Origin of the sequence: Halalkalibacter oceani (assembly GCF_023715705.1) — a bacterium.
GTDB lineage: Bacteria > Bacillota > Bacilli > Bacillales > Bacillaceae_D > Halalkalibacter > Halalkalibacter oceani_A.
This window is the reverse complement of sequence record NZ_JAMBOS010000009.1, coordinates 13,283-38,018: the sequence shown is the minus strand read 5'-3', so window position 1 is coordinate 38,018 and position 24,736 is coordinate 13,283. Positions and strand designations below refer to the sequence as shown.

The 24,736-nt window shown below is 49.4% G+C and carries 27 protein-coding genes; 2 read left to right on the top strand and 25 right to left on the bottom strand.

All coding sequences use genetic code 11. From position 1 onward, the window contains the following. Positions 1–15: 15 nt before the first annotated feature. Together dapB and M3212_RS10690 are read right to left on the bottom strand one after the other, a co-directional pair. Complete coding sequence (gene dapB, locus M3212_RS10695) at positions 16–816, bottom strand: 4-hydroxy-tetrahydrodipicolinate reductase (protein WP_251193960.1); 801 nt, start codon at positions 814–816, stop codon at positions 16–18. Continuing rightward, the gene (locus M3212_RS10690; RefSeq protein WP_251194053.1) at positions 809–1,141 is read right to left on the bottom strand and encodes a nucleotide pyrophosphohydrolase; all 333 of its coding nucleotides are present in this window, start codon (positions 1,139–1,141) and stop codon (positions 809–811) included. Before M3212_RS10690 ends, dapB begins: the two co-directional genes overlap by 8 nt. 177 nt (positions 1,142–1,318) lie before the next feature. Here M3212_RS10690 and M3212_RS10685 point away from each other — a divergent pair, with 177 nt between their 5' ends. Continuing rightward, complete coding sequence (locus M3212_RS10685; RefSeq protein ID WP_251193959.1) at positions 1,319–2,185, top strand: YitT family protein; 867 nt, start codon at positions 1,319–1,321, stop codon at positions 2,183–2,185. A 164-nt stretch (positions 2,186–2,349) separates the two neighbouring features. On the opposite strand, the gene M3212_RS10680 is transcribed toward M3212_RS10685, so the two are convergent. From M3212_RS10680 to M3212_RS10655, 6 genes are all read right to left on the bottom strand, one after another. Then, complete coding sequence (locus M3212_RS10680; RefSeq protein WP_251193958.1) at positions 2,350–3,027, bottom strand: zinc metallopeptidase; 678 nt, start codon at positions 3,025–3,027, stop codon at positions 2,350–2,352. Between the two features lie 120 nt (positions 3,028–3,147). Beyond that, positions 3,148–3,939, bottom strand: coding sequence for a sporulation protein YpjB (gene ypjB / locus M3212_RS10675; RefSeq protein ID WP_251193957.1), 792 nt, complete (start codon positions 3,937–3,939; stop codon positions 3,148–3,150). Between the two features lie 75 nt (positions 3,940–4,014). Then, positions 4,015–4,617 carry a DUF1405 domain-containing protein gene (locus tag M3212_RS10670; RefSeq protein WP_251193956.1) on the bottom strand — a complete coding sequence of 201 codons (603 nt, stop codon included), beginning with the start codon at positions 4,615–4,617 and terminating at the stop codon, positions 4,015–4,017. Positions 4,618–4,729: 112 nt separating this feature from the next. Next, entirely contained in the window at positions 4,730–5,509 is a 780-nt protein-coding gene (locus M3212_RS10665) for a menaquinol-cytochrome c reductase cytochrome b/c subunit (RefSeq protein WP_251193955.1), read from the bottom strand. Positions 5,510–5,581: 72 nt separating this feature from the next. Continuing rightward, entirely contained in the window at positions 5,582–6,253 is a 672-nt protein-coding gene (gene qcrB / locus M3212_RS10660; RefSeq protein ID WP_251193954.1) for a menaquinol-cytochrome c reductase cytochrome b subunit, read from the bottom strand. A 15-nt stretch (positions 6,254–6,268) separates the two neighbouring features. After that, complete coding sequence (locus M3212_RS10655) at positions 6,269–6,766, bottom strand: Rieske 2Fe-2S domain-containing protein (protein WP_251193953.1); 498 nt, start codon at positions 6,764–6,766, stop codon at positions 6,269–6,271. A 342-nt stretch (positions 6,767–7,108) separates the two neighbouring features. Between M3212_RS10655 and M3212_RS10650 the strand changes: the two genes are divergently transcribed. Continuing rightward, positions 7,109–7,288 (top strand): hypothetical protein, encoded by a 180-nt coding sequence (locus M3212_RS10650; RefSeq protein WP_251193952.1) that lies wholly within the window; start codon positions 7,109–7,111, stop codon positions 7,286–7,288. Here M3212_RS10650 and M3212_RS10645 read toward each other — a convergent pair. The 17 genes from M3212_RS10645 to M3212_RS10565 all read right to left on the bottom strand — a co-directional run bounded on the left by M3212_RS10645 (position 7,285) and on the right by M3212_RS10565 (position 24,610). After that, a complete protein-coding gene (locus tag M3212_RS10645) occupies positions 7,285–7,746 on the bottom strand; it encodes a YpiF family protein (RefSeq protein ID WP_251193951.1) in 462 nt (153 codons plus the stop codon). The two genes, M3212_RS10650 and M3212_RS10645, sit on opposite strands and share 4 nt — an antisense overlap. A gap of 69 nt (positions 7,747–7,815) precedes the next feature. Then, complete coding sequence (locus M3212_RS10640) at positions 7,816–8,358, bottom strand: ReoY family proteolytic degradation factor (RefSeq protein WP_251193950.1); 543 nt, start codon at positions 8,356–8,358, stop codon at positions 7,816–7,818. Positions 8,359–8,449: 91 nt separating this feature from the next. Beyond that, on the bottom strand, positions 8,450–9,712 hold the full coding sequence (locus M3212_RS10635; protein ID WP_251193949.1) for a tetratricopeptide repeat protein: 1,263 nt from the start codon (positions 9,710–9,712) through the stop codon (positions 8,450–8,452). 116 nt (positions 9,713–9,828) lie between these two features. Then, positions 9,829–10,731 carry a hypothetical protein gene (locus M3212_RS10630; RefSeq protein ID WP_251193948.1) on the bottom strand — a complete coding sequence of 301 codons (903 nt, stop codon included), beginning with the start codon at positions 10,729–10,731 and terminating at the stop codon, positions 9,829–9,831. Between the two features lie 344 nt (positions 10,732–11,075). After that, positions 11,076–12,371: a 3-phosphoshikimate 1-carboxyvinyltransferase gene (gene aroA / locus M3212_RS10625; protein ID WP_251193947.1), complete on the bottom strand. Its 1,296-nt coding sequence runs from the start codon at positions 12,369–12,371 to the stop codon at positions 11,076–11,078. 12 nt (positions 12,372–12,383) lie between these two features. Next, the gene (locus tag M3212_RS10620) at positions 12,384–13,481 is read right to left on the bottom strand and encodes a prephenate dehydrogenase (protein ID WP_251193946.1); all 1,098 of its coding nucleotides are present in this window, start codon (positions 13,479–13,481) and stop codon (positions 12,384–12,386) included. A 42-nt stretch (positions 13,482–13,523) separates the two neighbouring features. After that, positions 13,524–14,630, bottom strand: coding sequence for a histidinol-phosphate transaminase (gene hisC, locus M3212_RS10615; protein ID WP_251193945.1), 1,107 nt, complete (start codon positions 14,628–14,630; stop codon positions 13,524–13,526). A gap of 40 nt (positions 14,631–14,670) precedes the next feature. Further along, positions 14,671–15,474, bottom strand: a complete 804-nt coding sequence (gene trpA / locus M3212_RS10610; protein WP_251193944.1) for a tryptophan synthase subunit alpha — start codon at positions 15,472–15,474, stop codon at positions 14,671–14,673. Continuing rightward, positions 15,464–16,666 carry a tryptophan synthase subunit beta gene (gene trpB / locus M3212_RS10605; RefSeq protein WP_251193943.1) on the bottom strand — a complete coding sequence of 401 codons (1,203 nt, stop codon included), beginning with the start codon at positions 16,664–16,666 and terminating at the stop codon, positions 15,464–15,466. Before trpB ends, trpA begins: the two co-directional genes overlap by 11 nt. Continuing rightward, on the bottom strand, positions 16,644–17,303 hold the full coding sequence (locus M3212_RS10600) for a phosphoribosylanthranilate isomerase (protein ID WP_251193942.1): 660 nt from the start codon (positions 17,301–17,303) through the stop codon (positions 16,644–16,646). The genes trpB and M3212_RS10600 overlap by 23 nt, the downstream gene beginning before the upstream one ends. Beyond that, positions 17,287–18,060: an indole-3-glycerol phosphate synthase TrpC gene (gene trpC / locus M3212_RS10595; protein ID WP_251193941.1), complete on the bottom strand. Its 774-nt coding sequence runs from the start codon at positions 18,058–18,060 to the stop codon at positions 17,287–17,289. Before trpC ends, M3212_RS10600 begins: the two co-directional genes overlap by 17 nt. Further along, on the bottom strand, positions 18,053–19,081 hold the full coding sequence (gene trpD / locus M3212_RS10590; protein WP_251193940.1) for an anthranilate phosphoribosyltransferase: 1,029 nt from the start codon (positions 19,079–19,081) through the stop codon (positions 18,053–18,055). Before trpD ends, trpC begins: the two co-directional genes overlap by 8 nt. Then, positions 19,074–20,603: an anthranilate synthase component I gene (trpE, locus tag M3212_RS10585; protein WP_251193939.1), complete on the bottom strand. Its 1,530-nt coding sequence runs from the start codon at positions 20,601–20,603 to the stop codon at positions 19,074–19,076. The genes trpD and trpE overlap by 8 nt, the downstream gene beginning before the upstream one ends. A 339-nt stretch (positions 20,604–20,942) precedes the next feature. Further along, a complete protein-coding gene (aroH, locus tag M3212_RS10580) occupies positions 20,943–21,314 on the bottom strand; it encodes a chorismate mutase (RefSeq protein ID WP_251193938.1) in 372 nt (123 codons plus the stop codon). A 3-nt stretch (positions 21,315–21,317) separates the two neighbouring features. After that, on the bottom strand, positions 21,318–22,403 hold the full coding sequence (aroB, locus tag M3212_RS10575; RefSeq protein WP_251193937.1) for a 3-dehydroquinate synthase: 1,086 nt from the start codon (positions 22,401–22,403) through the stop codon (positions 21,318–21,320). Further along, a complete protein-coding gene (gene aroC, locus M3212_RS10570; RefSeq protein ID WP_251193936.1) occupies positions 22,403–23,575 on the bottom strand; it encodes a chorismate synthase in 1,173 nt (390 codons plus the stop codon). Before aroC ends, aroB begins: the two co-directional genes overlap by 1 nt. A 246-nt stretch (positions 23,576–23,821) precedes the next feature. Beyond that, positions 23,822–24,610, bottom strand: a complete 789-nt coding sequence (locus tag M3212_RS10565; protein WP_285874261.1) for a CheR family methyltransferase — start codon at positions 24,608–24,610, stop codon at positions 23,822–23,824. Between the last annotated feature and the right edge of the window lie 126 nt (positions 24,611–24,736).

The window sequence follows — 24,736 nt, the reverse complement described above, 5'->3', positions numbered from 1 at the left end:
AGCTTCTCTCTCCCTTTATTCAATAATATGTTCTAATCCGTAGACAAGCGTATCGAGCTGAAGAACGGTCTCAACCGCCAGCTTCACTCCCGGCATAAACGAGGCCCGGTTCAAGGAATCATGGCGGATCGTCAACGTTTGGCCTTCCCCGCCGAAAATGACCTCCTGATGGGCGACAAGTCCCGGTAGACGCACGCTGTGAATTTTCATGCCGTCATAGTCGGCTCCGCGCGCCCCGGCGAGATCCTCATGCTCCTCAGGGTGACCCTGCTGCTTTTGCGCGCGAACCTCCTTAATCAGCTCAGCCGTTTTGACAGCCGTACCGGAAGGCGCATCCAGCTTGCGGTCATGATGACGTTCAATAATCTCGACATCCGGTAAATAATAGGCAGCCATCTTCGCAAATTTCATCATCAGAATCGCCCCGATTGCAAAATTCGGCGCAATAATCGCCCCAAGCTGTTTTTCTTCGGCAATCGCCCGTAAGCTCGAAATATCGCTTTCCGAGAAGCCGGTCGTCCCGACGACCGGACGTACGCCATGGGCGAATGCCAGCTCCATATGCTTGCGCCCGAAAGCCGGCGCGGTCAAATCAATTAGCACATCCGGCTCGTGCTCACTGAAGCACTGCTCCATATCTGTATAAACAGGAACGTCTATTGCTGCGAATTCGCCAATCTCCGATAATCGCATTTGGTCATGCTTCGAATCAACGGCAGCGACCAGCTCAAAGCTGTCCGTCGCTTCGACCATTTTCACCGCTTCTTTTCCCATGTTGCCGCGCGGGCCGGCAATAACAATCTTTACTTTACTCATCTCTGACACCTTCTTCTTCTATTCTTGTCCAACGGTCATGATCGCGAGTCTCAAACTTATTCATGACGCGGTCAAATGCCTCTTCTAAATCAATATGTAATGAATTTGCAAAACAGATTAGAACAAAGAGGACGTCCCCCATTTCCTCTTCCATGGAACGCTGTTCTTCCGTTGTTTTTTTTGGTTTTTCTCCATAGACATGATTCACTTCTCGCGCCAGTTCACCCACCTCTTCACTCATTCTTGCCAGTAAAGCGAGCGGGCTGAAATAGCCTTCTTTAAATTGACCGATATAATCATCAACTTGTTTTTGCATGTCCTCCATCGTTTTTTGCTTCAATGCTGTCGTCACCTCACATTCCTACTCATTCATGTTAGCGAATCAGGACGATTTTGACAAATCTTAATGTTTCATTTGCAAAAAAAATGTGATACTGACTATAATAGGGGATATTTTCCTTTTGGCCTGATTTCATTCCTCAAAGGAGGCACACTTTATTCTATGCGCAAAAAAGTAAAAAACAGTCTATTTATTATTCTCGGTTCGGCGATTTTATCCTTCGGGCTCGTTTATTTTAACATGGAAAATAATTTGGCCGACGGCGGATTTACCGGAATCACACTTATCCTTTATTTTGTCTTTCAATTTAATCCGGCGATTTCAAATTTGCTGTTGAACATTCCGCTCTTTTTCATCGGCTGGAAAATCCTCGGGAGAACAACGTTTATTTACACCTTGATCGGCACCTTCAGCGTTTCTCTGTTTCTCGAGCTTTTTCAGCGTGTTCAGCTGATTCACATTCCGCTACGCGATGATATGACGCTGGCCGCCCTTTTTGCCGGCGTGTTTATCGGTGTCGGACTGGGGATTGTCTTTCGCTATGGGGGGACGACTGGCGGTGTTGATATTATCGCCAAACTGGGCTTCCGCTACCTCGGCTGGAGCATGGGAAAAACGATGTTCATCTTTGATGCGGCCGTTATTACATCTTCGCTCATTTATTTGAATTATCGCGAGGCGATGTATACGCTCGTCGCCGTCTTTATTGCGGCGAAAGTAATTGACTTTATTCAGCAGGGCGCTTATTCCGCCAAGGCTTCTTTCATCATTTCCGACCACAGTAAGGCAATTGCCGAGGCGATCGCCAAGGAAATGGATCGCGGTGCCACACTTTTGAAAGGCAAAGGAAGCTTCACAAACAGTGAGCGGGAGGTGCTGTACTGTGTAGTCGGACGCAATGAACTCATCCGCCTGAAAACACTAGTCGAGAAAATCGACCCGCACGCCTTCGTTACGGTCAACGACGTCCAGGATGTCATCGGCGAGGGGTTCACTCTCGACGAAAACAAGCAGCCGCTCGAGCATTGAAAAGGGAGGTGCAAAAAGGTTGCATTTCCTTTTTACACCTCCCCTAAAACAGCTCCATAAAAAAAGCTTAGACAAAAGGGTGCTTTTCCCTTTTGCCTAAGCCTCTCCACTTCGACTTCAGTCCCAGCCTCCAGCCGCAAACAAACGGCTTATTTTCTTTCGGCTTAGTCGTCGTTGTTCATCCCGACATACATCAGGATAAAACGGATAAGCTCCATCAAGGCGACGAGCGCGCCGGCTACATATGTGAGCGCAGCCGCATTCAGCACTTTTCGCGTTTCCCGCTCTTCATCATTGCGGATTACGCCAACTGAGACGATTTGCTCCATCGCGCGGTTGCTCGCGTTAAACTCGACAGGAAGGGTGACAACTTGAAAAAGCACCGCTGCCGCCATCGCGACAATCCCGAGCAGAAGAAGTCCGGAAGCCTGAAATAGAATCCCTGCAAGAATTAAAAAGAACGAAGCATTGGAACCAAAACCGGCTACCGGGACGAGCGCGTGACGGAAGCGAAGAAACGCGTAATCTTCGGCGTCCTGCATCGCATGGCCGACTTCATGGGCAGCGACAGCCGCACCGGCGACAGACGTGCCGTGGTAATTGTCACTCGATAAACGCACGACCTTTGAACGCGGATCGTAGTGATCGGTTAATTGCCCGCGTACTTCCTCAATTCTCACATTAAACAGTCCGTTGTCATCGAGGATTTTTCGAGCAACCTGTGCTCCGGTCATTCCAGAAGATGCCGGGACTTGCGAATACTTGCGATAGGCGCTCTTCACCTTCATTTGAGCCCAAATTGGAATGATCAGAAGCAGAATGAAGTAAATCAAAAAACCCATATTTTGCAGTCACCTCTGTAGTCTATTATTTAATTATTATTCTAAAGTCAGCTATGTTGAAAGTCAAACAAAACACCCCTCAATTCCTTGCCGCACAAGCGTTTTCACAATTCCGACACATTATTCCTTCATTCTCACTTTGCTTTTTTCAGCGCGGTACTTTTTCCAGCCGACATAAGAGAGTGAAAGCACAATCATTCCACCAATGGTAAACATCACCCACCATAGAGACGGGTCGGCACTGTCTTCCTTCACCTGCTGATAGAGCTTCTGCCATTCCTCTTCCATCATCGTCAAATGCGCAGTTAGCGCGTCAGGCTCCAACGGCTCCGTTCTTCGTTTTTCGAGAAAGGTGATTTGCGATTCAATCCGCTGCAAAAGCGGGGGCTCCAAATGAATGAACAGTGCTGGACGGATCATTTGATAATGACGGAGAAACTCATTAAGGCGATGCTGATAAGCCTGCTGGTCGCGGGCGACAACCGTCTCCCGCATTTTCGTCAACGCCTGCATCACCGCTTGTTCCGTTTGCAGCCAGAGCGGATGGTGTTCGCTCGTCAATGCGTCAACCGCTAAACGGAACGAGGTGATGGCATGAATCCGTTCTTCAACCGGTAAATCAGCTGCCGTCACCGCTTCCTCCGCTTTTTCAAACGTCAATGTTACGGTGCGTAACGCGCTCATCGTGATCCCTTCTGCCTGGAAATCAACCTCTAAAAAGTTGCGTGAAAAATAATCCAGCAATTGCTTTGCTTCCTCGTACTTTTCCGCTTTGACCAGCTGCAGAACCTGGTCCGATGTATGATTTAATTCCTTCCATCTATGTAGAGATGACTCCTCATCCGTCTCGGCATGCACTGGACTAATCAGCAAACAAACAGCTAAAAAAATAAGCACTAGTTGACGCATCATCCGTCCCCCCTTTTTTCTACTCTCATCCTATGTACGATGGGACAAGAGTAGACCAAGAAAAGGCGAAATTGCGACCTAGCGCTCAATTTCAAGACGAAGGGCTTGTTTGCGAACCGCTAAAGCGTAAACAGTTAGAAGCGAGAAAATACTGAGCCAAAATGTAAAATAGCCAATCTGCGTGATATACGGCATCAGTCCGTATGACACAGTCGGATGCATCATGAACACATAATCAATAATGTCATTATGCAATGTCCAGACAGCGACTATAGCAAGATGCCAAGGCTTGATCCGGTAATAAGGGGCGTATAACACAGCCTGCAACGCCATCCCGGCATGAGAAAAAATCAGCATATAATGGCGCCAATTCAATGGATCACCGACATAACCGGCAGCGAGGTTCATCGCCACAGCCCAAATGCCGTATTTAATTAGCGTGACCGCTGCAAGCGCTTCAATAAGCGGCCAATTGCGTCCGAGCAAAAAAGCGATCAGGACAAAGACAAAAAAGAGGCTTGCTGTCGGGCTGTCCGGCACAAACGGGAGAAAAATATCCGGTGTACGGGCGAGTTGCGAGCTGTACCACATATAGCCGTAAATCGTTCCGGGAATGTTGATCAAGAGCAGCATGATCAGCATCGGTTTCTTTCCAAATAAGCGCAAAAGAGCATGTAGCATTGTTCGATCCTACCTTTTTTCTTTATAGAGTTTATCTGGTAGCGACAGAAAAGGGGATGTCTCAAAAGGCGACTTTCAAACCTTTTAAAACATCCCGTCTTTTCAGGTGCTTTTATTCTTCAGGCTGACCGTGCGCAGCGATATATTCAGCAAGGATTTGAAGCTCTTCTTCAGAACCTTCGAATAAACCTCCTGGCATCGCACCTTGACCGTTAACGATCGTGTCCATAACCTCTTCAGGTGTTTTTTCCGTCTCTAGTAAGCTCGGACCACCTGCTCCACCGGCCATTGTATCGCCGTGACAGCCGATACATGATTCCTGCGAAGTGTATATTTCATAGCCTTGCGCTTCCATATTAATATCAGCTTCCTCCTGGATTGCCCCTTGTTCAGCGGCAGCTTCCCAGTCATGCTGATCGACAGATTCCCAAGTTAAGTAAATCGTCGCAATTAAAGCAAGCATCATCATTCCAGATGCGATCGGACGCTTTAATGGACGGCGCTCTTTCCCAGTATCGAGCCATGGCGCCAGCAATAACGCTCCAAATGCAAGCCCTGGGATAACAACTGTTCCGATGACATTGTAGTCACCAGAAGCATATTGATATTTAAGTAGCTGATACAAAAATAAGAAGTACCAGTCCGGTAATGGAATATATCCAGAGTCTGTCGGATCCGCCATACGCTCGAGCGGGGCTGGATGCGCAACCGTTAAAAGAAGGTATCCCATTAGGAATACAGCTCCAACCATCCACTCTTTCAAGAGGAAGTTCGGCCAGAACGCTTCTGTTTTTCCTGGATATTCGGAGTAGTCTTTTGGAATATTCGCTTTGCGATTGTTTGCCTTGACACGAGAGTCACCGACAAACTTCATTCCTTTACCACGTTCCATCTCGTTCCCTCCTTTTCAACTTTTCTATTAGTCAACAGGCTTATCTTGTCAAGCCGTGTATTTGTCCGACTCTTACAACGGTCCGGAAATACCTTGCTTACGGATCATGTAGAAGTGAGCCGCTAAAAGACCTAGCAATGCAGCCGGTAAGAAGAATACGTGAATCGCAAAGAAACGCGCAAGCGTCGACGCTCCAATGACTTCTCCCCCAGCGAGTAATGTTTTGGCGAAGCCACCGATAATCGGTACACTTTCAGCAATTTGAAGGCCTACTACAGTCGCAAAATACGCTTTCATATCCCATGGCAGCAGGTAACCTGTAAATCCTAAACCGAGCATAACGAAGAAAATAAGGACACCGACTACCCAGTTTAATTCACGTGGCTTCTTATACGAACCCGTAAAGAAAACACGCAATGTGTGTAAAAACATCATGACAATAACTAAACTAGCTCCCCAGTGGTGCATCCCACGAACGATGACCCCATAGGCAACTTCCTGTTGTAAGTATGCTACTGATTGATAAGCGTTAATAATATCCGGCACATAGTACATCGTCAAGAACATCCCGGACAGAATTTGAATCACTGTGACAAAGAAGGTTAACCCCCCGAAACAGTAAACAAACGCCGAAAAATGATGAGCAGGGTTAACGTGCTCAGGAACTTCATGGTCAGCAATATCGCGCCACATAGGCGTAATATCTAGACGCTCATCAACATAGTCGTAAATTTTTTGAAGCATCGATTACGCCCCTCCTTATGTTCGCTGATTAATTTGACCTAAGTAAACTTTTCCGTCTTCCACCGTCACTTCGTAGACATCCAAAGGACGCTGCGGCGGTGTACCAGGCACATTCGTACCGTCTTTCTCAAACAGCCCAAAATGGCACGGACAGCGGAATCCGTCCGGCTTATCGTTATGACCGTATGTCACAGTACAGCCTAAATGAGTACATACCGGTGAGAGGGCAACTATCTCATCCCCATCCAAATAGATGTACGCATCCCGGGAAACTTCCGATTCGTACCAAGCATCAACCTGGTTAAACACTATCGGGAACTTTTGCGGTTCTTCTGTCAGCTCCGACACTTCACATACATATACACTATCCGACTCCGCTCCCGCTTTCAAAGCAGGATCAAGTGCAAACCGGGCCATCGGCATAATCATTCCCGCCGCCATAAAACCGCCAACACCCGTTAATGTGTACGTTAAAAATTGACGTCTTGATACTTTGTGATCTTTTTCGCTCACTCATTTTCCCCCCTTACACAATAAGGTAAACCCAATTCAGGGCACATAATAAACACAATTATACTAGGACATACCCATGATAATACATCCGAACTTAATGTGCAAGATAATACATGAATTGGCACAAATTCGGCATATTTTCAACAAAGGTTCAAACAAACCCCGGCTTTTCTATCCTTCCTCACTTTTCACTTTTTTAACAAATCTTCTTTAAAAGGATGCTGGGCAAAAAACGCTGAGACGCTAAAAATACGCAGCTCACTTTAGCAGAACGGCATTTCTGACGCCTCCCTTCCCCATTCGAATAAACTCTGCTATAGTAGCGCTTGAGGAGGGATCGGATTGAAGTCGCAAAAAATTCCGCTGATCAGCTTTGTTTATTTCATTATGGCGATGCTTTGGCTGATTGGAGCCGTCGTCGCCTATGGAGAAATGTTCTTTCTCTTATTTTTACTTCTGGCTGGGTTGAATGTTTTTATCGGATTAAGAATCATCAGACAGAACAAAAAGCAGGAAAGCTAGCTTTCCTGCCATTTTTTTGTCAAAATCGGAATCAGCTGCTTCAGCTGATCGGCGATGATTTCTCTTTTGTAGCTTTCCTCAAGATGCTCCAATGGAATCGTCGGCAGCCATGTGAGCAGCCCTTCCATTTCGCTTTCATTCGTCTTCCATTCTCCGTCCGATGTTAAGAAAATAAAATGCGCGACGCCCCCCGCTTTTAATTCCGTGATCCAGCTTCCAAGCCGCTCAAGGCGCGCTGTCATTTCCTCAGCTTTCAAATAAGTAAAGGAAGGAAAATGCACCACTCTTCCGTGAAACTGACGTTCGACTTCATGGGCAATCATCGAAATAAATTCTCCCATCGCGACTGTTGACTTCACTTCATCCTTCCAGGAAATCGGCACAAGCGGAATAAGGGCTGTATCCACATACTCCTTCGCCTGCAAATATGTATCCATTTCTTTTGTCTGCCATTTCATCACAATCGTTCCTTCCCTGCAATTCCTGTTGTAAACGTAATGGAGGACAGACAACAGCCTGTCGCCCCATTACTTTTGATACTGCTCCAGCTCTTGCACAAGGCGGTGGAACCCGCTTTCATCCCCTTTATCCAAGGCTTCGTCGATCGCCTGTAATAACTGCTTGCGCTTAAAGCTTCGTATCGAGCGTTCAAGCAGCTTCTCCGCCTCGTGCTGAAACGCTTCTGCCAGCTCAAGGTTCTCCGGAACATAAGGATTATCCTCTAAGACAGATAAAAAAGGAGGGTATTGCTTCGCACCGCTAAAATGAAGCTCAATGTAAATATCCTCAGTCTGATTTAAACGAATATCGTGAAAAGCTTTTTCCGCGTCTGTCGTAATATGCTTCTGCTTATGAAAAGAAAAAGGAATCGTGTCAACTCCTTTTGTAGAAATAATCAGGGCCTTTGGTGTATGGGCAGCTTTTTCCACAAAGTGCACGCGTTCCATAATCTGGTCGTCGCTCATTAAATAATTAAGCAACCACGCACACTCTCGACGTTTCAATTCAAATTGCTGTAGGAATCCCCGTAAAAACTCCTTTTTTTCCACAACGGAAACGATACTGTCCATCCTTTATCCCTCCTTATTCTTCTAGCAAATGCCTGTCGAAGACATGTATACTGTTCCTATTCGCCAACAGAAGGTGAAATCCTTTCCGTTTTTACGAATCGGATTCTAAATCTGCAAGCAGCTCTTCAATATCGCTTCTTTCAGGCTGTATTTGCAGCAGCTTTTTGTAATAAGCTTTCGCCTCAGGCCGCTTCCCGTCCTCAAGCAAAAAGGCGGCGTACTCTTCAAGAAAGTCGGGATCTTCCTGATAAAATCCTTCAATCTCCGCATAGCGCCCGGCAGCCTCTTCGTACTGCTCGAGTTCCCGCAGCGCCGTTGCTTCATACCAGGTAAACATCGCATCCTCTTCGCCAAACGAACGGATATGCGACACCAGCTCCAGCAGCTCATCAAATTGCTCACTATGCCTTAAATAAGCGGCTAACGTCTGGACTGCTTCAATGTTCCCCGGGTTCAAGGCAATTGCCTGCCGTAAAAAATGCTCGCCATCCGCAGGCTGCTGCCGTTTAAAGCAAAGCTTGCCGGCATGAAGATACAATTGGTCGTTATGTTCATCTATTTTAAATCCGGCTTCAAGTGTCTCCTGTGCCTCATCAAGCCGGCCCTCGGCTTCATAAGCCTTGGCCAGCAATGGATACACACTTGAAAAGTCAGGGTCGAGCGCTTTCAGCGCTTCCAGCTGCTCGATAGCGACGACCATATCACCGAGCTGAAAGGCGGTAAAGCCATAGCCGAATAAGCCGTTTGGATCAAGCCGCTTTTTTACGCCGATTTGATAATAGGCAAGCGCGTCTTCAAATTGACCACTGGCGCTGTAGGCTTCGGCAAGCTTCAGCTCGATGTTGGAATCGGGAATCGGATCGGCCGAGTGGACGGCCTTTTTAAAATAAGGGATGCTTTTCTGATAGTCGCCACGCTCTATATACAATTCCCCAAGCGCATAAGAGATAATCGGTTCATCCGGAGCCTTTTTTGCCGCCAGCAGCAGCTTTTGCTCAGCGACTTCGTCAAGCGCCTGCATCTGATACAAATCAGCGAGCAGCAGCTGCGCCTGCAAAAAGGCTTCATCGTCTTCTTCAATTTCAAGCAGCATTTCAATCGCTTCATCTTCTTCATCGAGATCAATCAGCAGTTCAGCCGCCAGGGCGTACAAACTGCCTTCATCAGGATAGAGCTGAAGCAGTTCTTCAATTATTGCCTTCGCTTGTTCGATATGACCCAGCTCGTGGTACACTTCTGCAATTTCATATTTTGTCTGATGGTCAGCTTCACGCTCAAGCTCAGCAAGCTGGCGTAAGCCCTGCTCAATTTCCCCTGCTTCAATCAGCTTCCAAACCTCTTTCATCGCTTCCATCTTATCTGCTCCTATTCTCGTACTACTCTCCTCTTTACAGATGGGTTCGCCATCTTTTGCTGTTTTCCTGTTCTATCACGGTAAAATGGGTCGTCCCTACTACCTTCTTTAATGGATTATGTTGCATCTTCTATCGCTAAAAAACGTCCCGGCCGTTTGATTTGCAAATAACGACCGTAGCCCGGCTTGCCGACAGTCGTCTGATTTTCCTTTATAATCTGCCCTCTGACGACAACGATGCTCGGATTGTTATCATGATAAACAAATCCGTCTTTTCTTGCAACCGTTCCGCCTTGATCTTCCGGCGCAAAAAGCAAATAGTCGGCGTCGCTACCATGGAGCAGAACTCCCTTTTCCGGATAAAGGCCAGATTTTTGCAGCAGAGATTTTGTCCATGGCGCTTCCTCAAGCAAAGGCGGTGCAGTGTGAAGATGATAATGTTCACAGCATTGCTCCCAGACGTCCAGCAGCATTTGCTGCTCCGCAACATGTTCATCGACAGACGGAATTAGCAGGATCGGATAGCTCATTAACGTTTGGGCAAGATGACTCCACGGCAATTCCTGCAGCTGACGGCATGAAGTAAGCTTGATTTGGAGAAGTGGAATTTTCATTTTTTGACAACGGCGTAAAACAGAGGAACGGAGAAGAGTGAGGGGAATTGAAAGACCGATCACATAGTCTAGCGTACTGCTCGCCAGCGCATGCTTGGCACGCTTCAAAGTCGCTTCCAACTGCCGTTCATAAGCAGCTTCGGGTAAAACGACGACAGTCGTACAGCCTTTTTCAATTAAGGCGGCCTGCTGCTCGCGGAAACTTGTAAAATTGGCAGCGTCGAGCAGCCGGTTTGCTGCCATTACCCTCCCCGGTTCAAGAGCAATCCCCTCCAATACGCTTCTGATCCGCTTCCACTTTTTGAAATTTCCCGTCACATAGCGAACTTGTCCATCTTCAATTAAATAAGAACGAGATTGCAACGAATCTCCATTACGGTGCACCGCACGATCGAGCAAATACATGTCGCTACTCCCCTTTCAATCTTGTTATAACCAAGCTATGAAGGGAGGAGGCAATTTAGCATGTCTTTTTCAGAAAAGTCGCAGCGCGGTTTCTTTTTTTAAAATTATTTATTTTCCCTATTGACTTCTTTATGTAAGCGTTTATAATAAAGTTAAGCGTATGGTTTCTCTCCACTCCTATCCATACAACTTTTAGCTTTTGCTAACCCTTGATTTGAAAACGCTTACGTTTCCAAATCAAGGGCTTTTTTTATGTTTGACTTGGCGATGTACAACCTGAAGCGGCGTGTGCTGCACTTCCATGTACAGAACACGCCACCGTCTTCCTTTTATAGCGAAAAATTTTATTTAGCACGAAGCAGCTCGTCAATGTGCTCGAAGAAAGTTGGATATGAGACGGCGATCGCTTCGCTGCGCTCAATGGTCATCGTGCCTTCGGCGATTAACGCCGCAATACCCATCGCCATTCCAATCCGATGATCGCCATAGCTGCTCACAGTAGCTGCTTTCAGCGCCGTTCTTCCTTCAATGATCATTCCATCTTCCGTCGCTTCGATCTTAGCTCCTAGCTTTTTCAGCTCACTGACAACCGTATCAATCCGGTTCGTCTCTTTAACTTTTAACTCTTCCGCATCGCGGATGACGGTTTTGCCCTCGGCCTGTGTCGCAAGAACAGCGATGACCGGGATCTCGTCAATCAGGCGCGGAATCAACTCGCCGCCGATTTCGATTCCCTTCAAGGCCGATGTCTTCATTTCAAGATCGGCAATCGGCTCGCCGCCAACGACCTGCTCGTTGTGAAGCGTGATCGACGCGCCCATCTGCTGCAGCACATCAATAATGCCGGAACGGGTCGGATTCATTCCCACTCCTTCGAGTGTAATATGACTATCCTGAACAATCGCCGCCGCAGCTAAGAAAAACGCCGCTGAGGAAATATCCCCGGGCACGGTAATATGCTGGGCGGTCAACTTTTGCCCGCCTTTCACAGAAACGGTCAATCCTTCACGCTGCACTTCGACGCCATATGCCGTCAGCATCCGTTCTGTATGATCGCGGGAGAGCGCCGGTTCAGTGACAGATGTCACACCCTCACTTTGCAAGCCGGCAAGCAAAATCGCCGATTTCACCTGGGCGCTCGCCACCTTCGACTGAAACGAAATCCCTTTTGTCTGTCCGCCCCGGATCGACAGAGGCGTAAACCGGCCGTTGTCGCGTCCGTCGATGATCGACCCCATTTCCCGCAGCGGTTCCGTCACGCGTCCCATCGGCCGCTTCGCAATCGAATCGTCACCAATAATCACTGAATGAAACGGTCTCGTCGCCAGAATACCGAGCATCAGCCGGGTTGTCGTACCTGAATTGCCAACGTTTAAAATCTCTTCCGGCTCCTGCAAGCCGTCCCAGCCTTTCCCTTCGATCGTAACCTTTTCGCCTTCCTGCTCAATCGTTACTCCTAATTTCCGAAAGCAATCAATCGTGCTTAAGCAATCTTCTCCAGCCAGAAAGCCGTCGACTGTCGTCCTTCCTTCCGCGATCGCTCCAAACATCACCGCCCGGTGGGAAATCGATTTATCTCCAGGCACTCGAATCGAGCCTGTTAAACCATTTCCCGCCTGCTCAACATGTGCTGTACTCATTCGCCTTCCTCCTTACATCATATACGTCTCATACATCGCCTGCTGCAGATGAACCTGGGCCCGCTGCCGATCCTCTTCCGAACGGAAGCTTAAACGCAGCACCCCCATAATATCTTCACGCGTCTCCAAAATCCGGATATTCGTTATGCTAATTTCATGCTGGGCGAGAATGCTTGTCACATCTGAAATGACACCAGGATGATCCGGTACGTCGACAAATAAATCATAAAAAGCCGGAATCGCGCCTTTTTCACGTGCCGGTAATCCATCGCGAAACGCTTTTGCCTGTTCGAAATAGGCAAAAATGTCGACCGCATTCTCCGCTTCAATCATCGCTCTGACTTCATTCATCTCCGTTGTCCACGAAGAGAGCAGTTCCAGCAGGCTTTCCTTATTATGTAGTAAAATGTCACGCCACATCGTCGGACTCGCCGAGGCAATTCTCGTAATATCGCGGAATCCGCCGGCGGCAAGACGCGAGACAAGCGGCTCATCCCCGTCCATTTTCGCGACTTGATGAACAAGGCTCGCCGCTACGATGTGAGGAAAATGACTGATCGCACCGGCGAGCCGGTCATGCTGCTCTGCTGTCAGCTCGATAAACGTCGCATTCGTTCCCTTCAGCCAGTTTTGCAGCTGAATGATCTGTCTGAAGTCCGTGCCTTCAGCCGGGGTTAAAATATAAAAGGCGTTCTCAAATAAATGAGCCCTCGCCGCTTCAACCCCACTTTTATGAGAGCCGGCCATCGGGTGACCACCGATAAAGGTCACCCCTTTTGCCGTCAGGCAGTCAGCCTGTTTTACAATACGCTTCTTCGTGCTGCCGACATCCGTAATAATCGCCCCGGCTTGCAAGGCATAGCCGGCCAGTTCCTGAATAAGCTCCTCTGTTTTCATAACCGGAGTCGCGAAAATAATCAGATCGGCGTCCTTGACTCCTTCTTCCAGCGAAGGAGCGGCCTCATCAATCACCTGGAGCGATAAAGCCATTTTTACTTGTTGTTGTGAAATATCAAAGCCCCGAATATGCACGTCATGTTCTTTGCGAATGGCGAGCGCAATCGAGCCGCCTATCAAGCCGAGGCCGACGATGAAAACCGTTCTTTTCATTCTTTTCTCCTTCCACCCACACAGCGTAAGAACAGAAACTTGTTAGTTTTGTCCAATCGGCTGTGTTTGCAACATTTCCTTCAATATCGAAAGTATTTCCTCATTTTCTTCCTGGCTGCCTACCGTAATCCGGGCACATGTTGGAAAGCCTAACGCTTCACCGGAGCGGATAATAAAGCCGCGCTTTAATAAATAATCAAAAACCTCATCTCCGGAACGCTCAAAATCAATTAAGATGAAGTTCGCCTGCGAAGAGTAGTAGGTAAGTCCCTGCTCCTCACAAAATGCTTCATAGAGCCTTATGCCTTCACTGTTTTTTTGCACACATTCGGCAATAAACTGATCATCATCAAGCGCAGCCGCAGCCGCAGCATGAGCAAATGTCGTATTGTTGAACGGCGGGCGCACCGGGTCAAGCTTGGAAATGAAGTCAGCATCGCCGACGCCGTAGCCGACGCGAAGCGCCGCTAACCCATAGGCCTTCGAAAATGTTCGGAGCACGATCAAATTTTTATATGCCTTCAAAAGAGGGATCGATTGTGGATAATCGTCTTTTGTCACATATTCGTAGTAGGCTTCATCTGAAACAACGAGTACATCCTGAGGGACCTTCTTCAAAAACTGCTCGAAGCTCGCCTGATCGATATATGTACCGGAAGGGTTATTCGGATTGCATACCCAAACGATGCGCGTATTCTCGTCAATCGCCTCAAGCATCGCATCCAAATCATGAGTGCCGTCCTGCTTGCAGGCGATCTCGCGTACTTCCGCGCCTTCAATCGTCGCATTCAGCTTATATTGTGAAAAAGTTGGATCAGCCGTGACCGTATTCGTATTCTCATCTAGCAACGCTCGGCAAAGAAACTGGATGATCTCATCCGAGCCGTTTCCGAAAATCAGCTGATTTTGCTCAACGCCAATTTTTTTTGCGACCTTTTCCCGCAGAACAGCGGCATATCCATCCGGATAAATCGCCGTGCTTGTCGCAAGCTCCCGAATCGCTTCCGTTGCTTTCGGCGAAGCGCCGAACGGATTTTCATTCGAGGCAAGCTTAATTACTTTCGACAGCCCGAGCTCCTTTTTCACTTCTTCAATTGGCTTCCCCGGTTTATAGGAAGGAAGACCGAGTAATTGTGGTTTCACCTGCATCGTCAGCACCCCATCTATGTCATAATCGTATATCTCTATGTTACGACGAAATAAGCCGAGAGACAAACGTTTTTATTTCCGCAAGCGCCTCGGCTCTTGTCGCCGGCTGCTTCAACGCTTCCGCGCGCGCACCGATTTCGGCGACCAACGCGCTTCCAACGACTACTCCGTCGGCATGCTCATTCATCACCTTCACCTGTTCTGCCGTTGAAATCCCGAAGCCGACCGCTGTCGGAATCCGGCTTGCTTCGCGAACGGTTGTCAAAAAGTCATACACTCGTGGGTCAAGCTCAGACCGGACGCCTGTGACGCCAAGTGAGGAGACACAGTACAAAAACCCTTCGGCCCGCTCAGCAATTTTTACCATCCGTTCACGCGAGGTCGGCGCGACAAGAGAAATGAGCACCAGCTCCTTTTGGCGGCATAAACTGCCCAGCTCTTCGCTCTCCTCATAAGGAAGATCGGGAACGAGGACACCGTCGATGCCAAGCTCAGCCGCCTCTTCAGTAAAGCGGCGCTCCCCGTATTGCAAAAGCGGATTAAAATACGTAAAAATGATCACCGGTATCGTCAGCCCTTTTTCACGCATGAGCGGAACGAGCTGCAAAGCCTGCTCCAGCGTCATCCCGTCGGCAAGAGCCCGCTTCGAAGCGGCCTGGATCGTCGGACCGTCCGCCAGTGGATCGGAATATGGAATACCGAGCTCCAACAGGCTTGCCCCTGCTTCCTCCAGCATCAGGGCGAGCTCGACCGTCGCCTCGGCAGAAGGATCACCGGCTGTAATAAAAGGAATAAATAAAGGCTTGTTCGAATTCATCGCTGCTTCCATACGCTTACTCGCCATCAGATTCACCTCGAAAATGTTTCATTAATGTATGGACGTCTTTATCGCCCCGGCCTGATAAGCAGACGAGAATCGTATCTTCCTTCGTCAGCTGCTGGGCGCGTTCACATGCTTTCGCCAGCGCGTGGGCGCTTTCCACCGCCGGAATGATCCCTTCCGTTTCGGAAAGCAGCTTCAGTGCGTCCAATGCCTGCTGATCGGTCACCGCATCATAGCTTACGCGCCCACTCGCCGCAAGATACGCATGCTCAGGTCCGATGCCTGGATAATCAAGACCGGCAGAAATCGAATATGGCTCCGTAATCTGTCCAGCTTCATCCTGCAATAAATACGTCAAAGAACCATGAATGACCCCTTTCGTACCCTTAGTGATCGTCGCCGCATGCTTGTCGGTTTCCACGCCAAGCCCGGCTGCTTCCACACCAATCAGACGGACGTCATCGTCGAGAAACGGATAAAATGTCCCGATCGCATTGCTTCCCCCGCCAACGCAGGCGATCACTTCGTTCGGAAGCTTTCCTTCACGCTCAAGCAATTGTTTGCGTGCCTCGTCACCAATAATACGCTGAAAATCGCGAACCATCTTAGGATACGGATGCGGGCCGACAACAGAGCCGATTAAATAAAACGTATCCTCGGCATTCGCCACCCAGTAGCGGATTGCTTCGTTCGTCGCATCTTTCAGCGTTTTGCTGCCGGAAGTCGCCGGAATAACTTCCGCTCCGAGAAGCTCCATCCGGAAGACGTTGAGCGCCTGTCGCTCCATATCCTCTTCCCCCATAAATACTTTACATTCCAAGCCAAAGCGGGCGGCGATCGTCGCAGACGCTACTCCGTGCTGACCGGCGCCTGTTTCGGCGACAATTTTCGTTTTGCCCATTCGTTTCGCCAGCAATGCCTGACCCATTGCGTTGTTGAGCTTGTGCGCCCCTGTATGAAGGAGATCTTCCCGCTTTAAGTATATTTTAGCGCCGCCCAAATTCTCACTCAGCTGTCCGGCGTATGATAATGCTGTCGGTCTGCCCGCATACTCCCGCAGCTGATGATGATACTCTTCGATAAAAGCTTGATCGGCCATTGCTTCATCCAATGCCTGCTCAAGCTCTTCAATTACACTCATTAGCGTTTCCGGCACATATTTTCCGCCAAAATCACCGAAGCGCCCTCGTTTATCTGGATAGATCACTGCCATTATTGTTCATCCTTTCCACTAGCTGCTCGACTAGCACCCTTGATTTGCGGCCGTCCTGCTCGATTCCGCTTGAGACGTCAATTCCGTCTGGCTGATAGCGCATCAGCTCGCCGACGTTTTCCGGACGAATACCGCCGGCTATTAAGACGGGTACCTTTTGCCGGCGCCCCTCTGCGATATAATGAGGGACATACTTCCAATCAAAGGAAACTCCTGTCCCGCCCCATTGCTTCCCGACCTTGCAATCCACCACATAGCCTAAAACAATGCCTTCATATGCTTTCATTTTCTGCAATGCGTCATCTTCGTGATGGATCACTTTCCAAACAGGCAATCCTGTTTGCTTTTTAATCTCTTTTACCTTTTCTGGCGTTTCTGCTCCATGACATTGAATAATATCAATCGGCAGCTCGACCACCGTTTCGGCAATTTGCTCCGCCGCCGCATTGACAAACAGCGCGACGATTTTCGGACGTTTCTTGCCGTGATAACTGGCAAGCCATTCTTTGACCTGTTCGCGCGTGACCTGGCGTTTGCTTTCGGCAAAGACAAAGCCGGCATAATCCGCTCCGCTCATCAGCGCGATTTCTGTATCCTCGGCAGAATGATTCCCGCACAGCTTAAGAAGGAAAGACACGCGCTTCGCCTCCAAATAAATCACTGATCCCTTGCTCCGGTGAGTCAGCCCGCATCAACGATTCACCGACGAGCACCCCGGACGCTCCTGCTTTCCGGACGCGGTCAATATCCGCTCTTGTAAAGATGCCGCTCTCACTGACAAACAAGCTCGATTCCGGGATGAGCGGAGCCATCTCCTCTGTTTGCGCAAGCGACGTTTCGAATGTTTTCAGATTGCGATTATTGACGCCGATAATCTTCGGCGTGAAAGCTGACAAAAGCTGTTCAAGCTCTTCTTTCGCATGGACTTCGACTAAGCATTCAAGCCCTTTCTCGTAGGCAAGCTCATACAACTGCTTCAGCTTATCGACCGGCACTGCGCCGACAATTAACAGCATCGCGTCAGCGCCGATCCGGACTGTTTCCTCGACCTGCGCTTCAGCGATGATGAAATCCTTGCGCATAACCGGCAACTGAACTGCGCGCTTGACTGCTGACAAATAAGCCGGGTCTCCCTGAAAATAGTCACGGTCGGTTAAGACGGAAATCGCATCAGCTCCCCCTGCCTGATAGCCTTTGGCAAATTCCACCGGATCGAAATCTGCGCGGATCAGCCCCTTCGACGGCGACGCTTTTTTCACTTCAGCAATCAGGGCCGTCTCCCGCGTCGGCGCGCGCAACGCCTCATACAGCGAATAGCGTGTCACGTCTTCCTGAGGGGGAAGAACCAGCCCGCTTACTTCCTTTTGCTTTGTTTGCAAAATTTTCTCAAGCATGTTGTTCAGTCTCCTTTTGCTCTGTTGTCAGCTTTTCAAAATGGCGATAGACACGGCCGGAGGAAATCGCCTCCTGCACAAGCGTCACTCCCTCTTTGATCGACGCAACCCGCTTCGAGGCATAAAGCGCTGCCGCAGCATTGAGCGCGACGATGCCCTCCGCAGACGCATTCGCTTTTCCGGCAAGCACACTCCTAATCAATGCCGCACTTTCCTTCGGCGTCTCAACCTGGATTTCCTCCAGTGTCCCGCGCGTTAGGCCGACCTCTTCCGGCGTGAGCGAATACCGCTTCTGTTCCGTCCCGTTCACTTCGATAATATGCGATTCCGTCGTAATCGAAAGCTCATCAAGTCCTTCGCCCCCGGTTACGAGCAGCGAACGCGTCGTCCCGAGCCTGCTCAATGTTTCTGCCATTTTCTCGGCAAATGCCTCGTCATACACACCGATCAGCTGATGCTTCGCATTAGCCGGATTGGTCAATGGACCAAGCAAATTGAAAATCGTTCGGAAACCAATTTCCTTCCGCGGCGCAACGGCATGCTTCATCGACTGATGATAGAGCGGGGCAAATAAAAAGCACAAGTTCGTCTGCTGCAGCGCCTGCTGCGCTTCCTCCGGTGAATATTGGATCGCCATCTGCAGCTCCTCCAGCACATCGGCACTGCCGCTTTTTGAGGAAACGGCACGATTGCCATGCTTAGCAACCGGAACGCCGAGCGCAGACAGAACGATCGCTGTCGTTGTCGAAATATTGAACGTACCAAGATCATCGCCGCCCGTCCCGCATGTATCGACGACATCAAGCTTCGTCTCGGGAATCGTTACTGAATGTGCCCGCATCGAACGGGCAAAGCCGGTCATCTCTTCGACCGTTTCCCCGCGAAATCGCATCACCGTCACAAGGCTCGCAATCTGGCTCGGCGTCGCTTCTCCTCGCATAATTTCGTCCATCGCCGCCTGCGCTTCCTTCTCTGTCAATGTCTCTCCGTTCATACATTTCCGTAATAATGCTTTAAGCATGCTTGACGACCTCCTCATTTTCGCTTTGCTTAGCCTCTGTGCCGAACATTTTCTCCGCGACCTGCACCGCACGGATTAGCGCCTTCGCTTTATTCTCCGTTTCTTCAAATTCCTTTTCCGGAACAGAATCAGCGACGATGCCGGCACCGGCCTGAATATAGGCTTTCCCCTGCTGAATAATCATCGTTCTAATCGCAATACATGAATCAATATTTCCATCGAAGCCTAAGTAGCCGATCGCCCCGGCATATAAGCCTCTCTTCGTCGGTTCGAGCTCCTGCAAAATCTCCATCGCCCGAATCTTGGGCGCACCGGATACCGTTCCGGCCGGAAAGGAAGCCATTAAAGCCTCCAACGGCTCCGTATCACGGCGCAGCCGTCCTGTCACCTTGGAAATAATGTGCATCACGTGGGAAAAGCGACCGATTTCAAGCAAGGTCGGGGTTTCGACAGAGCCATATTCAGCAATGCGTCCGACGTCATTTCGTGCCAAATCAACAAGCATATAATGCTCGGCTCGCTCCTTTTCATCGGCAAGCAGATCAGCTTCGAGCCGCGCATCCTCGGCCTCATCCTTACCGCGCTTTCTCGTGCCGGCAATCGGGTGAATTTCCACATGGCCATCCTGAACCTGAACGAGCCTTTCCGGCGAGCTGCCGACCACTTCCAGCTCGTCAAATTTCAGATAAAACAAATACGGAGACGGGTTGATCATTCGCAGTACCCGGTATATCTCGAGCGCCGTCGCTGAGACATTCATTTCAAACCGCTGTGACAGCACCGTTTGAAACACATCCCCCGCGCGGATGTATTCCTGGATCTTCTCCACATCCTTAAGGAACGCTTCCTTCTTATAATTAGAGGTGACATTCTCAAATGAGACCTCTTCACCGGTTTGCGGCAGCTGCTTCAGCATTAAGCCGCTTACCGGCTGTTCAAGCAGCGAGGAGACACGTTCGATCTCGGCAATTGCCTCAGCGTAAGCCCGCTCTTCCTGCCCCTGCTCCGGACGGGAATGGACCAAAATCGTTAATTCCTTTTTCGTATGATCATAAGCGATTAGCGTCTGACAAAATAAAAACTGATAATGTGGGACGCGCTCCGTCGACGCGGTTTGCAGCGTCGGTTCGATCGTTTCGATCGCGTCATAGCTCATGTAGCCGACCGCACCGCCGCGAAACGGGATCGGCACATCGACCGGCTCGACGTTCAAATATGCCATCGTCGCTTGAAACGCCGTCTGAAACGACTCTTTTTCGACGACAAGCTCGCGCTGATCTGTATATGTCCGGTATGCGCCTTGCTCCTCTACTAATTCAAGCATCGGATTCAAGCCGATAAAGGAATAACGCGACCAAGGCGACTGCTCATCCTTACTTTCCAGTAAAAAGCTGACCTGGGATTCAAGTTGGTGTACAATTTGCACAGGGGTAAGACCGTCCGCGAAAAAACGCTGAACAACGGGAATCGTTTTGTAGCTCTGGCATGATGATTGAAAATCGGAAAATGATGGGGTAATCATGGCAATCCTCCTTAAATTAGAAGGAATGAAAAAGAGGGGAGGGCAAACGAAATGAGTAGCAACGGACACCGCGTAAGCCCGCGGCTGGAAGAAAAGCAGTCCCTCTCCAGCCTCGAACGCGCTCCACAGACTCCATGCCTGTCATATAAAAAATCCTCCCGGACCATATAGAGGTAGGAGGATTGAATGTTTCTTTATTCCTCAGCTAAACTCTGCTCTCCTCGGCTCATTCTCATTCTCAACTCATACTCTTCGTATCTGGTAAATAAACTCATACTTTCACTCAACTCTGCTATCGTAAGTCTATCACTTTTCTGAATCATTCGTCAAATAAAAAGATCAGGATCCGCTCGCCGATAAATCAGGGCGAAGCTTTGTCGCTTCACGCTGATATACATGAACAATCTGATCCTGCTTGACATCTGTATTGACTGTCATCAATACCCGGATACATTTCGGTAGACTGCCGGGTACCGGAATTTCCTGCGCGCAAACGACAGGGACATAGGACCATCCCGGAAATTGCCGGACGACCTTCGCCGGAAAAGCCGCTGTCACATCCTCGGTTACCGTGATGAGAACATGAGCGACGCTTTCGGGCACAATCTGATTTGCTTCTATCATCTTCGTCACAAGCTCGCTTGTCGCCTCGCTGATTGCCTGTTCGTTATTATCGTCAATCGTCGTTGCTCCTCTGATACCGCGCACCATGCCTTAGTCCACCTCCGCTCGCTCCACTAGAAATTGTTTAATCTCGGCAGACGACACCGCCATTGTCGTTGCTTCGCCAATGCTGCGCAGCAACACCATCCGAATCGTCCCGCCCTCGGTCTTTTTATCTTTCATCATCGTTTCAATTAATTCATCAGCCTGCAAATGAGCCGGTATCTTCGTTTCATAGCCAAGGCTTTGAAACCATTTTTCATAGTCATCCACATTCGCAGATAAGCCGCAAAGCTTCGTACTCAGCCGCATCGCAAAGACGATGCCGATCACGACGGCCTCTCCGTGGGTCAGCTTGCCGTAGCCGAGCTTCGTTTCAAGCGCATGGCCCAACGTATGACCTAAATTTAAATAGGCGCGTACGCCAGCTTCCCTTTCATCTTCGGCAACAATTTCAGCTTTCACGGCAATCGATTGCTCAAGCAGCTCATCTAGCACCTCAACCGGAATTTTTTCAAGCGATGAAACCGTCGTCTGCAGCCATGTCAGAAAGGATGGCTTACGAATCAGACCGTGCTTCATCACTTCCGCAAAGCCGGAACGCCATTCCCGTTCAGACAAAGAATAAAGAACTTCCGTGTCATAAAAGACAGCTTCCGGCTGATGAAAGCTGCCGACCATGTTTTTCCCGAGCGGGTGATTAATCGCCACCTTGCCGCCGACACTGCTGTCATGTGCCAGCAAAGTCGTCGGAACTTGAATAAAACGAATACCCCGCATGAAGGTCGCGGCGACAAACCCGGCGATATCACCGACCACGCCGCCGCCAAGGGCGACGATAACCGATTTCCGGTCAAGACCGGCCTCAAGCGCCTTTGTCAAAAGCTGTTCATAAACGGCAAATGACTTTGACGCTTCTCCGGCCGTAATTACGGCTGTATGAACAGCCAGACCGGAAAAACTGTTTTTTACATCATCCAAATAAAGCGGGGCGACGACAGAGTCGCTAATAATCAGGACGGACGAAGCCGGCTGCACCAGCACATCGTCCATCCGCCGGCCGATCTCCCGGCGCAGGCCCGCTTCAATAAAGACATCATACGACTTAGACGGCGTATTAATCGCGACCTTTCGCATTAAAATTCCCTCGCCTGTTCCTGATGACGCTTGACATTCTCCTGAATAGCCGGAATCTGATCATGACCAAAGGTTTCAAGCAATGCGTTGGCAACCTCCCACGCGACGACCGCCTCAGCGACGACCGATGCCGCCGGAACAGCACAGCTGTCAGAACGTTCAATGCTCGCGGCAAACGGCTCTTTCGTATCAATATCGACACTTTGCAGTGGCTTGTATAAAGTCGGGATCGGCTTCATCACACCGCGGACAACAATCGGCATTCCCGTTGTCATCCCGCCTTCGAATCCACCAAGCCGGTTTGTTTTGCGACGATAGCCGTGCTCCTCATCCCAAATAATTTCATCATGAACCTGACTGCCCGGCAAATGAGCTGCTTCAAAGCCGATGCCGATTTCAACCCCTTTAAACGCGTTGATGCTCATGACCGCAGCGGCGATTTTCGCATCGAGCTTGCGATCATAATGAACATGGCTACCAAGACCGACCGGTACATTCTCGATGACAACCTCGACAATCCCGCCGATGGAATCCCCATCATTCTTCGCCTTATCGATCGCTTCCATCATCTTCACACTCGCCTGCTCATCAAGACAGCGGACTTGAGAAGCCTCTGAGCGCTCGCGCAGATCGGCGACGGACGAATACTCAACCTGTTGGGCTTTGACGCCGCCGATTTCGAGTACATGTCCACCAACCTCGATGCCAAACGCAGCGAGAATTTTCTTGGCAACAGCCCCTGCCGCGACGCGAACCGTTGTTTCCCTCGCGGAAGAACGCTCCAGCACATTTCTCATATCGCGGTGACCATATTTAATCGCTCCGTTCAAATCAGCATGCCCAGGGCGCGGACGGGTGATTTTACGCTTCACTTCTTTTTCTTCTTCACCGCTTAACGGCTCGGCACCCATAATCTTCGTCCAGTGCGTCCAATCCTTATTCTCGACGACAAGAGCGATCGGCGCTCCGGTCGTGCGTCCGTGTCTGACTCCACTTAAAAGCTGAACCCGGTCCTTTTCAATTTGCATTCTTCTGCCGCGGCCATAGCCGCCCTGGCGACGGGCGAGGTCGACATTAATATCTTCCGCCACCAGCTCCAATTGGGCCGGAACCCCTTCAATAATCGTCGTCAGCTGGGGACCATGTGATTCACCAGCGGTTAAGTATCTCATCTAAATTCCTCCTATGCCTACACGTTCAGCTGTTTTCTTTCCTCGCATCAGGGGTGGCTCCGCATCATTCTCTTTTGTGAGCCGCTGTGTATCTATCCCCTTTTTTTCATAGCTTTCTTTATCGCTTTTATGCGTTAAATTATAACATGCTTTCAGATTGCTGTCTCGAAAAAAATACGAACATTTCGATATTAATTACCTATTGTAGCAAAATTCGACGCTTTTCGTCTAATGTCTCTTCCCCGCTTATGATGTACCGTTCTTGCTTTTTTGATAAAAAAATGTATCCTCCGAGCAAAACTGATAGGCGCCCGGATTGAAAATCTGCTCGGTGCTGCCGACAAACAGCACACCGCCCGGCCGCAGAGCGCGGCTGAATTTATGATAGAGCTCATGCTTCGCTTCCTCGGTAAAGTAAATCATCACATTACGGCAGATAATCAAATCATAGTGATCGTCAAACCGGTCGGCCAGCAGGTTTTGCCGTTTAAAGGAAACCGTATCTTTGATTTCCTGCTTCACCCGGTAGCCGATCGGTTCTTTATGAAAGAACGCCCGTACCGCCTCAGGCGGCGCTTCCTTTAACGATCGTTCCGGATACAGACCTGCTTTCGCCCGCTCGAGAATCGCCTGGTCAATATCAGTCGCCAAAATCGAGATGTCCTTTAACGGCATAAATTTGCTCATAATCATCGCCAGTGTATAAGGTTCCTCCCCTGTGGAACACGCCGCGCTCCAAAGCTTAAGGCGCGGCTTCTCCCGCAACAGCCGCGGAAGGATTTTCTGCTCAAGCACCTCCCAGCGCTTCGCATTGCGGTAAAATTCTGACACATTAATCGTCATTCGCTCTAAAAATTCGTTAAATAGCTTCTCGTCTTGACAAATTGCTTCATAAAATAGACGAAAAGTGCGATAGCCTTTTTTATCGCGCAGCGATGCCAGTCTCCGCTTCATTTGCGCTTCTTTGTATAGCGACAGATCAATCCCGGTCTTTCCTTTAATCAGGTGCACGAATTGCTGATAGTCTTCACTCATTTGCATTCCCCTCATTACTCATTTATCCGCTATAACAAACTGGAGACACTCCTTATCTTAAAAAGGGGATGCTTCAACAGATCGCATCCGACCGGTTGAAACATCCCCGAAGCAAGGTGTCGAGCC